9 protein-coding genes are annotated in these 12040 nt (G+C 40.0%); 8 read left to right on the forward strand and 1 reads right to left on the reverse strand.

Annotation, left to right across the window (positions count from 1 at the left end; genetic code table 11):
• Positions 1–112: 112 nt before the first annotated feature.
• Complete coding sequence (locus T408_RS0106130; RefSeq protein WP_028119159.1) at positions 113–781, reverse strand: metal-dependent transcriptional regulator; 669 nt, start codon at positions 779–781, stop codon at positions 113–115.
• 360 nt (positions 782–1141) lie between these two features.
• On the opposite strand from T408_RS0106130, the gene glyQ reads away from it, so the two are divergent.
• The 8 genes from glyQ to T408_RS0106170 all read left to right on the forward strand — a co-directional run bounded on the left by glyQ (position 1142) and on the right by T408_RS0106170 (position 11804).
• Positions 1142–2050, forward strand: a complete 909-nt coding sequence (gene glyQ, locus T408_RS0106135; protein WP_028119160.1) for a glycine--tRNA ligase subunit alpha — start codon at positions 1142–1144, stop codon at positions 2048–2050.
• Positions 2051–2062: 12 nt separating this feature from the next.
• A complete protein-coding gene (glyS, locus tag T408_RS0106140; RefSeq protein ID WP_028119161.1) occupies positions 2063–4108 on the forward strand; it encodes a glycine--tRNA ligase subunit beta in 2046 nt (681 codons plus the stop codon).
• Positions 4109–4142: 34 nt separating this feature from the next.
• On the forward strand, positions 4143–5456 hold the full coding sequence (gene obgE, locus T408_RS0106145) for a GTPase ObgE (protein ID WP_028119162.1): 1314 nt from the start codon (positions 4143–4145) through the stop codon (positions 5454–5456).
• 8 nt (positions 5457–5464) lie between these two features.
• Entirely contained in the window at positions 5465–7297 is a 1833-nt protein-coding gene (locus T408_RS0106150) for an acyltransferase family protein (protein WP_028119163.1), read from the forward strand.
• 212 nt (positions 7298–7509) lie between these two features.
• Positions 7510–8442 carry a ribonuclease Z gene (gene rnz, locus T408_RS0106155; protein ID WP_028119164.1) on the forward strand — a complete coding sequence of 311 codons (933 nt, stop codon included), beginning with the start codon at positions 7510–7512 and terminating at the stop codon, positions 8440–8442.
• Positions 8443–8516: 74 nt separating this feature from the next.
• The gene (locus tag T408_RS0106160; RefSeq protein ID WP_028119165.1) at positions 8517–8930 is read left to right on the forward strand and encodes a LapA family protein; all 414 of its coding nucleotides are present in this window, start codon (positions 8517–8519) and stop codon (positions 8928–8930) included.
• A 17-nt stretch (positions 8931–8947) separates the two neighbouring features.
• A complete protein-coding gene (gene recJ, locus T408_RS0106165) occupies positions 8948–11296 on the forward strand; it encodes a single-stranded-DNA-specific exonuclease RecJ (protein WP_028119166.1) in 2349 nt (782 codons plus the stop codon).
• Complete coding sequence (locus tag T408_RS0106170) at positions 11292–11804, forward strand: adenine phosphoribosyltransferase (RefSeq protein WP_028119167.1); 513 nt, start codon at positions 11292–11294, stop codon at positions 11802–11804. Before recJ ends, T408_RS0106170 begins: the two co-directional genes overlap by 5 nt.
• The last annotated feature ends 236 nt before the right edge of the window (positions 11805–12040 follow it).

The following is a 12040-nucleotide window of genomic DNA, read 5'->3' on the forward strand; positions in this document are numbered from 1 at the left end:
TACAATTTGTAATTTAAATTCGTAAGAATATTTTTTGGACATAAAATAACCCCCAAAAGTTAGATTTTTAACTCTAACTTTTGGGGGTCAGTACACTGATCGTTGGTCTTTTTTAATTTAAGGGATCGATTACTTGGACGAATATTCCAGAACCTGTCGGCAATCCAATGACGACCTGTTCTTTGTTAGGGTCTTCAAGAATGATTAACTGCCCATATTGATCAATTTCTTTGACCTGGTAGATAGCACCTAGGGCAAGACCTTTTTGGTCCATATAATGCAAGTGACTTGTTTCTTCACTGGTAGCTACAATTTGAAAGTGATCGCCTGCTTGCAGACTAGCTAAATCTGTACGTTCTTGGCAAGTCTCGAGTAAATTGATTCCAGGCTTGGGGATCACTGAACCATGGGGATCGTGGCTAGGTTCTCCCAAATAATGATAGAGTCGGTTTATTAATTTGTCTGTTGATACATGTTCTAATTGGTCGGCCTCCTGGTGAATCTCATCCCATGAGTAGCCGAGGTGTTCGTATAAGAAGACCTCCCATATACGATGTTTTCGGATAAGGTCACTGGCTAAGTTAAGGCCCTTTCGAGTAACTTTCACGCCTTTATAGGGAATATAGGTAACTAATTCTTCTGCGACTAAGCGGTTGATCATTTCGGTGACTGAGGCAGCTTTTACCCCGACTGCTTTGGCGATGGCTTTGTTAGGGATCATCTGGGTATCACCACCAAGCTCTAAAATAGCTTTTATATAATCCTCTTTACTTGGTGTCAAGCTAATTCCTCCTCACTCTATTTTTATAATGATTATACCTTATTCAAAAGAAATTATAAAATTTTAAGAGAGGAAGCTCGTTAAAAAGTCAGCCAGTCTTTTCTGGTATTTTAGTTGACTTTTTAATGAAGACACAGTAAACTATTGTTTAACTAAAGGCATTAATAGAAGATAGTAGAGCGAGTCTAGGACGGTGCAAGCTAGACCAATATCGTAGGCAGCTGATAGGTAATAATTGGATAATGAAGTGCTAGCTCAGCTAGAATTAGGGTGGAACCGCGACTACAATCGTCCCTTTGATAACCAGTTTGGTTAATCATTGGGCTTTTTTTGTTGACAAAAGGGAAAGTAGGAGAAAGAATGCAAAAGTTAACAATCCAAGAAATGATCATGAAATTACAAAATTATTGGGCTGAACAAGGTTGCCTCATTCTACAAAGTTATGATACGGAGAAGGGGGCAGGGACAATGAGCCCCTATACCTTCTTAAGGTCAGTGGGACCTGAACCCTGGAATGCAGCCTATGTTGAACCTTCCAGACGTCCAGCAGATGGACGTTATGGAGAGAATCCTAACAGACTTTACCAACACCACCAGTTTCAAGTGGTGATGAAGCCTTCACCCTTGAACATTCAAGAATTGTATCTGGATAGCTTAGTTGTTTTAGGAATTGACCCTCTTGAGCATGATATTCGTTTTGTTGAAGATAACTGGGAAAATCCATCTCTTGGTTGTGCGGGCTTAGGTTGGGAAGTTTGGATTGATGGGATGGAAATTACTCAGTTCACTTATTTCCAACAAGTTGGAGGACTGAAATGTTATCCGACTACCTCTGAAATAACCTATGGTTTAGAGCGTCTGGCTATGTATATTATGGATGTTAACGATGTTTATGAATTAGAATGGGCTCCCGGTATTAAATACGGAGAAATCTTCAAGCAACCGGAAAAAGAACACTCAACCTATTCTTTTGATGTATCCGATGTTGATTTATTATTTAATAACTTTACTGCCTATGAAGCTGAAGCGCTGAGACTGATTGAGGAAGGTCTCGTTCATCCCGCCTATGACTACATTTTGAAGTGTAGCCATACGTTCAACTTGTTAGATGCCCGTGGCGTTATTTCAGTATCTGACCGGGCAGGTTATTTAGCTCGAATTCGTAAAATGGCTCGAGGAGTTGCTAGTCAATTTGTTGCTGAGCGACAAGCACTTGGATACCCGCTACTTCATGATGAGTCAGAACGAGCCAAGGCATTAGAGGACTAGGAGGATAGGATAATGAGCCATTATTTATTTGAATTAGGTTTAGAAGAAGTTCCCGCACGTTTCTTGTTAGGCATTCGTGATCAATTAAGTCAACGAATTGCTGACTTCTTAGCAGAAAAGCGGATCGCTTATGAAGAGATTGAATCATTTGCTACGCCAAGAAGAATTGCTGTTCGTATCCACAATATTGCTGACAAGCAAGCAGATATTCAAGAAAAAGTTAAAGGACCTGCTCTAAGAATTGCTCAAGATGATCAAGGGCAATGGACTAAGGCTGCTGAAGGCTTCGCTAGAGGGCAAGGTGCCAGCGTTGAGGAAATTATTGTTGAAGATTACAAGGGAGAAGACTATATTTATGTCGATAAGTTTATAGCCGGTCAAGCAGTCGAGGAAATATTAAAGGAAATACCTACGATTCTACAGGCGATGAACTTTCCCGTTACCATGCACTGGAGTAATTTGGAAACTAGCTTTATTCGACCTGTTCATTGGATGGTATCACTATTGGACAATCAGATTATTCCTTTTGAATTTGTCGGTATCACTAGTTCAAACCATACGCGTGGTCACCGGTTTTTAGGAAGTAAAGATATCGTCCTAGAAGATGAATCTCAATACGAGAATGCATTAAAGAAAAATTATGTGATCGCGAGCTTTGAAGAGCGCCAAGCCATTATTCGCCATCAAGTTCAAGAAATTGCTCAAGAAAACACATGGCGTATTCCGATGGACCTAGACTTATTGGAAGAAATAACAGCTATTGTCGAGTGGCCCACTGCCTTTTATGGTGAGTTCGAATCTTCTTATTTAGAGGTTCCAGAAATTATTCTTCAGACTGCGATGAAAGATCACCAACGCTATTTCTATGTTCAAGATCCGACCACTGAAAAAATGTTACCTTACTTTATTTCAGTGCGTAATGGAAATCAGGAGCATTTAGAGAATGTGGTCAAAGGAAACCTAAAGGTTTTAAAAGCTCGCTTAGAGGATGCTCTATTCTTCTACCAAGAGGATCTAAAGCATAGCTTAAACTTCTTTAATGAAAAACTAGACTATGTTAATGAGCATCAGGCCATTGGAACTTATGGTGAAAAAGAAGCCCGTGTAGAGGCTCTGATTCAATTAATTGCAAATCAACCAGGCAGAAGTTTGCCAACAGGGGAAGCAGTTGAAATAGCTGGGGAGGCTTCACGGTGCTATAAATTTGACTTAATGACAGCAGTAGTGGATGAATTTCCTGAACTGCAAGGGCAAATGGGTGAAATTTATGCTGAATATTATGGCTTAGACGATGCGGTAGCTAGGGCTATCGGTAGTCAATATTTACCTAATCAAGCTGGCGGTCAATTGCCAGCCACGGAAGCGGGCGCTCTCTTGGCCATGGCTGATAAATTGGATACTTTGATCCAATTCTTTGAAGCTGGTATTATACCAACGGGATCTAATGACCCGTTTGCTCTTCGCCGTCAAGCGAGTGGTATTGTTGAAATTATGCTTGATCGTCGTTGGGACTTTGACTTATTGACCATTCTTCATCAAAAGGTCTTGGACCCAGCTGTATTAACTGCTATCAAGGAATTTATCCAAGCTCGCGTCTCTAATCATCTGGATGCAGATGGGGTAGATTATGATATTATTCAATCTGTTACTCAAGTCAACCATTTAGATTTATTAGTAATGGTGGATACTGCTAAACGGATGCAGACATTGAAGTTGGATGATCCAGCTACTTATCGTAACTTTGTTGAGCAACTGACACGAGTTGTTAACCTAGGCCATCAAGTTGAAGTGATTCAACCTATTTCAGAAACGCTCGCTCAAACATCATCAGAGAAGGCTTTGATCTCACAAGTCATGGGGCTTGACCTGTTAGTTGAGCAAGTTGAATTATTTGGCACCCTCTATCGATTAGCTCCAACGATTGAAGCGTATTTTGAAGATAATATGGTTAATACCGATGATCCTACGATTAAAGGTAACCGTCAAGCGACCTTAAAAGTCCTTACGGAAGCGGTATTTAACCTATTTGATCCTAGACAATTAATTAGTAAATTTTAAAAACACTTAATCTTGATTAGAAAGGAGGCATTGGATGTCAAATTTTTTAGACACAGCTAAAATTCACGTTCAAGCTGGAAAAGGTGGGGACGGTATGGTTGCTTTTCGTCGGGAGAAATATGTTCCTGACGGGGGTCCTGCTGGAGGTGATGGCGGAAAAGGTGGAAGTGTCATTTTTTATGTGGATGAAGGTTTACGGACACTACTCGATTTTCGCTACAATCGCCACTTCAAGGCTAAAAACGGTGAAAACGGAATGAGCAAAGGAATGTATGGGGCAGGTGCAGATGATCTTTATGTCGCTGTCCCACCAGGTACCATTGTCAGAGACCTTGAGACGGGTCAACTGTTAGCTGATTTGACTCATGCCGGCGATGAGGTGGTCGTGGCTCAGGGAGGCCGTGGAGGCCGAGGCAATATTCGTTTTGCCACCCATAAAAACCCAGCGCCCTCCATTGCAGAAAATGGAGAGCCAGGCCAGGCCAGAGAACTATCTCTTGAATTAAAGTTATTGGCAGACGTGGCTCTTATTGGTTTCCCGTCTGCCGGTAAGTCGACCCTCTTATCAGTTATCTCTAATGCTAAACCTAAGATTGCCGATTACCCATTCACAACCCTAGTTCCTAACTTAGGTGTAGTTAAATTAGGTGTTGACCATGAATTTGTTGTTGCTGATACGCCAGGCCTGATTGAGGGTGCATCCGAGGGTGTTGGATTAGGTATTGATTTCTTAAGACACATCGAGCGAAGCAAAGTACTAGTTCATGTTGTAGATATGGCAGCCACTCATGGACGTGATCCCTTTGACGATTTCCAGCAAATAATGGAGGAACTTGAATCATATAATGAACGCCTTTTGCTACGTCCGATGATTATTGTTGCTAACAAGATGGATGAATCGATTGCTTGGGAGAACTTAAAAGATTTTAAAGAGAAATTAACTAGTTATTACCAAGCACATCCTGATATAGCAGTCAAAGACTTGTACGAAATATCTGCGTGGCAAAATAAGGGAGTCAAGGAATTGCTTTGGGCTATTGATAAAGAGATTCAAGCTACTGACTTCATCCCACTACAAGAAGAAGTTGAAGACGATCATGTTCATTATCAGTTGGAAGAGCAAGAAGATGATTTCCAAGTACATCGTCTGAATGGCGATTATTATTTAGTGACGGGTGCCAAGATTGAAAAGTTGTTTGAGATGACTAACAAAGCCCATGATGAAAGCATGCAACGATTTGCCCGTCAGATGAGAGCCATGGGAATTGATCAGGCTCTTAGAGATAAGGGAGCTCAAAGCGGAGATACAGTTGAAATTTCTGGTTACCAATTTGAGTTTTTTGAGTAGGTGATAGCATGAAGACAAAACGATCTGACTTTTTTGATGGTCTAAAAGGCCTAGCTATGCTCTTCATCTTAGCCTATTATTTCTTTCAACATTTGGTACCAGGTGGCTTTTTAGCAGTTAATATGTTCCTTTTTATTGCTGGTTTCTTTAACTTTAGACATTTTTATAAAGCCAGTACTAAGGGTAAGAAAGTTAATACATGGTTGTTCTATAAACGTCGGTTTAATCGTTTGTTTTTCCCTATGTTAGCAATGATTATTTCTGTGGCTGCATTTATTCTCTTGTTTGCCAGAGATTATCTATTTAACTTGCGGAACATGGCTTTTTCAGCCTTAGCTTTTTTGAATAACTATTATCAAATATGGCAAAATCAATCATATTTTGTTCAAGCAGCTAATCCATCGCCTTTTACCCACTTGTGGTATGTGTCTTTATTAGGACTTTTACTACTATTAACACCTCTTTTAGTGAGATTGATTTTTTCATGGAATAAAAAACCAGCTGTGGCTGTCAATTTCTTATTAGTTATTTCACTGATCTCAGCCAGTTTAATGGCTTATTGGTTTCCGGAAGGCGGAGATCCGACACGGGTCTATTATGATTTATTGACACGTGGTTTTGCCTATACCTTAGGTGGGGCTCTTGGATTTATCTTGCCTTTGGAATTAAATCCAAAGCCGTTAAATAAGAAAGCTAAACAATTACTGAACCTCATAAGTATTAGTTCGCTGGTATTAATCTTACTGATGGTTGTTTTCATGTATGGGACTCAGGCCTTTGCCTATCGCTTTGGTATGCTCTTATTTACCTTGTCAACTGCGATTCTAATTGCTTCAGCTATCCATCCTGAAACCTGGATCAATCGTTTAGTCACCTTGAAGCCTTTTAGCTATCTCGGTAAACGAAGTTATTCAATTTATCTATGGTATTACCCTATATATTTAATTGTTCCTAGTTTAATGGGAAGTTTCAGTTCAAATTTATGGCTAACTGTAGCCATTCAGTTTATCGTTTTAATGCTTTTAACAGAAGCTTCTTATCGGATATTTGAGCAACAGACTATTAGTTTACCTTTTGGACAGGATTTTAACTTCAAGAAAGCTCGAGCTCAAGTTCGTTATCTTAAAAAGCATCCTAAAGGACTTCGAAAAGTTAAAAGCTTGACGGCTGGTTATTTAATTATGGCTTTCTTAGCCGTTATAGCCTTAGCTATTGCTCCTGAACAAAAGGGTGAAATGGCCAATCAATTACAAGAAGTCATTGAAAGTAACCAAGAATTGGCTAGCTCAACTCAAACAGAAGACACTCAAAATACGAAAGTCGTCAACCATATTGAAGGTTTAAACCAAGAAGAGTTATTATATGCGAACGGTTTAGAAGTGACCTTTATTGGTGATTCAGTTCTTTTAGCTGCTGCAGAGGAGATTCAACAAGTCTTTCCTAAAGCGGTTATTGATGGAGAAGTGGGTCGACAACTATACAATAGCCTACCGGTTGTCAGTGGCTTAGCTAGTCAGGGATTGCTTCAAGATACAGTTGTAACAATCTTAGGATCCAATGGCACCTACACTCAATCTCAGCTAGAAGATTATATTCAAGCAATCGGACCAGACAAAGACATATTCTTTGTCAATGTTCATGTTAACCGGGTATGGCGTGAAGACGCCAATCAAAGGCTTCTAGAAGCGGCTCAACGTCACGGAAATGTTCACATCATTGATTGGGCTTCCCGAGTTAATGACAATCCACAGTGGTTGTATGAGGACGGTGCTCATCCAAATCCAGAAGGCGCTCATGAATTTGCAGTTCTTATTGCTCAGGAATTGTACCGACAAAGATAATAAGAAGGTTTTGACTCTTAGAATGAGTGAATACACGAGCAATCAATATTTTTAACATCTATGATCTAGCCCTCGGCTGAATTCTTGCTTAGTGACTAAGAATTTAAGCTGAGAAAATCAAGGCATTTTACTAGGTCATGGATGTTTTTCTTTTTTTATATTCGACATTTAGATCTAGGATAAATATAATAAAATGATGAAAGGGTGATTGAGTGGAAATTCAATTTTTGGGAACTGGAGCAGGTGTTCCGGCAAAATCAAGAAATGTTAGTTCCTTAGCTTTAAAATTATTAAATGAAATCAATGAAGTTTGGTTGTTTGATTGTGGGGAAGCTACCCAGCACCAAATCTTAAAAACTAGTTTGAAACCAGGTAAAATCAGCAAGATATTTATCACCCACCTACACGGTGACCATATTTTTGGCTTGCCGGGTCTATTAAGCTCGAGGTCTTTTCAAGGGGGTGACAATCAAGCACTCACAATCTATGGACCACCAGGAATTAAGGATTTTGTTCTGTCTAGCTTGAAATTCTCCAAGTCCAAGCTCAGCTACCAACTCGTTATTAATGAATTGAATCCTCAAGGGGGACATTTCGATATTGGTCATGGTTATCGTTGTGATTATTTACCCTTGGATCATGGGATCTTGAGCTTGGGTTACCGGATAACAGAACCAGATAAAGAAGGAGAATTGCAGATTGACAAGGTCAAGCATGCAGGTATACCGGAAGGACCAATGTATGGATTATTAAAGAAAGGAGAAACCATACAATTAGAAGATGGCAGAATATTTGATGGCAGGGACTTTATTGGTCCCAAGCAGGCAGGTCGAGTGCTAACCATTCTCGGTGATACTAGGCAACATCCAAATATTGATTGGTTGGCTGAGAATGCAGATGTATTAGTTCATGAAGGAACCTACGGTAAAGGTGAAGAAGAAATGGCCAAAAAACATTTCCATTCGACGGTTACCCAGGCTGCTCAAACGGCAAAACGGTGTCAGGTCAAAAGGCTATATTTGAATCATATTTCAGCCCGTTATCTAGGTCCGGATGCTAAGGCCTTGCAAGTCGATGCACAAAATATTTTTCCTGCCAGTCGCCTTGTCTATGACTTAAATGAATTTGAAATTCCTTTTAGTTAAACGACTTATTAGCTGTTTTTTGGCAGGGCATTTGATACAATGAGAGTTAGTTATAATATTAAGGAGGCCACATCATGAAAGGGCAGTGGAAAGTAGTCTTAGCTATTTTGGTGTTAATTTTAGTGGTGACATTTGCTATTCAAAATACGGCAACAGCAGAAGTTGATTTTATCTTTTATCAAACGCAAGTTCCTCTAGTGTTAGTGATATTATTTAGTGTTTTAGTGGGGGCGATTGTTGGACTGATCGGATCAATGACCGCTATCACCCGCAATAACAAGAAAAACAAAGAACTTCAAAAAGAAGTGAATCGTCTTAAGGATGAACGCAATACGCTTACCTTAAGTAAAGATAAAACAATTGCTGATCTTAAGGCTCAAATCAAAGATATCGAATCCAAGCAACACAATACAACAATTATCCCTCAAACTCAGTACAACGGGGACACAACAGAGGATTTAATTGACGCAAAAGATCCCTTAATTTAAGAAGGGGGTTAGAGTTCATGAAAAGAAATTTAGCCAAATACCAGTGGGAATATCCAAAAGATCGAGGGCTAGATTGGCAAACATTTCAAGCTGAAGTTAAACAAGCGGGGGCAAGTTACCATCCCGCTTTTTTAGAGTTGGCCTATAATCGGGGATTAGATACTTATACAAAACTAAAACAGGCTACTGACCAAGAACCGCAAATCTTTCACGATCCTTATCTCTTTTATCAAATGGATCTGGCAGTTAATCGCTTGCAAGAGGCCATTGCCAATCAGGAACAGATTACTATTTATGGAGATTATGATGCTGATGGGATTACCTCAACCCTAATCATGTATGAAGCCTTAGAATCCTTAGGTGCGAGGGTAAACTATTACCTACCTAATCGATTTACTGATGGTTATGGGCCTAATCTTGAGCGCTATCAAGAGTTGGTGGAAGCAGGGACTGAGTTGATATTGACAGTGGATAACGGGGTGGCTGGATATGAAGCGGTCTCATGGGCTAAGCAAGCAGGAATTGACGTAATAATTACCGATCATCATGAAATGCAAGGAGATTTGCCGGAAGCTTATGCCATTATTCATCCTCGCCATCCTCAAGGTCAGTATCCCTTCGGAGATTTAGCTGGTGCGGGTGTAGCCCTAAAGCTAGCTAGTGCCTTGTTGGATGAAATACCGGTGGAAGCCCTTGAGCTAGCAGCTATAGGAACGGTTGCCGATCTAGTTCCCTTGACTGATGAAAATCGGACCATTGTACTGAGTGGTTTGTCCTTGATGAAAGCGACTAGTCGCCTTGGATTAGCGCGCTTATTGGCTTCTCAAAATATTAATAGCGAAGATATCGATGAAGATACCATTGCTTTTATAATTGCACCAAGACTTAATTCTCTAGGCCGCTTAGGCGATCCGACCCCAGGTTTGGAGTTACTGGCAAGCTTTGATGAAGGCTTAGTGGACCAGTTAGTTGATCAGACCAATCAAGTCAACCAAGAGCGTAAAGATCTCGTAGACCAGATCTATGAGGAGTCACGAACATTGATTGAAAAGACTCAAGAGCGACCTTCTATCCTAATCCTATCTGGAAAGGACTGGTCTCAAGGTGTCTTAGGCATTGTGGCTAGCCGGTTGGTTGAACACTACCAACGGCCGGCACTGGTTTTCCAATATAATGGAGACTCTAATGAATACAAGGGATCGGGTAGGAGCATTCCTGGGGTGGACTTATTTCAACTGCTTAGTCAAAATTCTTCACTTCTAAAGGCTTTCGGTGGCCATGAGCAGGCAGCTGGACTAACAATTGGCTCTGAGAATTGGGAAGCCTTTAAGACGACCATATTAAGCCAGGCTGACGGCTTCCAAGCTCAAATTCAAAAGCCTGAAGTCAAAAAGATTGACTTGGTATTAAATCCTGAAGACGTAACCCTTGATCTAATTGAAGAAATTAATCAATTAGGGCCCTTTGGCATGGGAAATGAACGGCCATTGATTGCTATCGACCAAGCCCAAGTGCAAAAGATAAACTTTATAGGGAGTCAAAGGAATCATGTTAAGCTATCCATTTCAAGTTCTGACCAGTCTAATTCATTGTTAACGGCAATAGGGTTTTCAAAGGCTGATCAAGCCCAGGATATTCAAGAAAATCAGCAAATTAATTTATTAGGTCAGCTTTCGATTAATGAATGGCAATCACAAAAATCCGCGCAACTTTTGATAGAAGACTTATCTATCGAGGGGAACCAATGGATTGATTGGCGGTCTAGCCGATTATCTCCGGATATTTTTACTTTGGAGGAGGCCCTTTATGTCTTTAGACATCAACGATTGCTTGACTATTATCAAGATAAAATTCCTAGTAGTAGTATGGCAATGCTCTATAATCAAGATCAAGAGATTCCCAGTCATATAGAATCCTTGGTGATAGTAGAAGCGCCTAAGGATCTAGGCTATCTAAATAAGCTATTGGCTTTGGATTTAGCTAAAGTTTATTTAGTCAGCTATGTCCAAGAATCAAAATATCTAGCAGGAGCTCCTTCACGACCTGATCTGATTAAACTCTACGCTTATTGTAAACAAGTCAATCAATTTGAAATTAGGCCACAGTTAGCGTCAATTAGTTCTCAGCTCAAGCTATCCCAAACTAAACTTAAAATCATGTTTTTGATGTTTTTGGAAGCAGGATTTGTTACAATTAAGGATGGTTGGCTTGAAATGAACCGTGTAACTACCAATCAAAAGGTTGATTTAACTCAACTTGACTCCTATAAGGACTATTTAAAGATGATGGAAATAGAAGAATTGCTTAATTATCAGTCTTTGGCTGATATTAAGGATTATTTTGAAGGGAAGATACAAGATGATTGATTTAAAAGAATATATCGCAGCTGTACCTGACTATCCGCAAGAAGGAGTTATCTTTAGAGATATTACTCCTTTAATGGCTGATGGCCATGCTTTTAGTTATGCTACCCAACAAATTGTCGATTACGCTAAAGAGCTCGAAGTTGATGTAGCAGCTGGACCTGAAGCGAGAGGATTTATTATTGGGTGCCCCGTAGCCTATGCTCTGGAAATTGGTTTTGTTCCGGTACGTAAACCAGGAAAATTACCAAGAGAAACCGTTGAAGTCGAGTATGATCTTGAATATGGCACTGACACCTTGACGATGCATAAGGATGCAATTAAGCCAGGACAGAGAGTCCTAATTATTGATGACCTGTTAGCAACAGGTGGAACTGTAAAAGCAACGATTGATTTAGTTGAAAAACTAGGTGGTATCGTAGTCGGTTGTGCTTTTCTGATTGAATTGGAAGGTCTTAAGGGGTCTGAAAAATTAGAAGGGTACCCTTACAAGGCTTTACTTAAATATTAATTAGCAGAAATAATTTCTGTTCAATTAAAGCTTTGATCAATAGATTCAAAAATCGAATATTCCTGACTTAGAATCCTTGTGATCTACTCTTTGTCAAGGCGTGTGTCCCTTGTTCTCTAAGGGATGGATTCCTTGGTATTTAGCCAGATCCGTGGTTTAAGCTACTTTCTAAGTCAGGGATGTTCGATTTTTGTTTTTAAACAAATACGTAGGGCAGACTGACCATCAGGTTTTAC

Source organism: Hutsoniella sourekii ATCC 700629 (assembly GCF_000518205.1).
GTDB lineage: Bacteria > Bacillota > Bacilli > Lactobacillales > Aerococcaceae > Hutsoniella > Hutsoniella sourekii.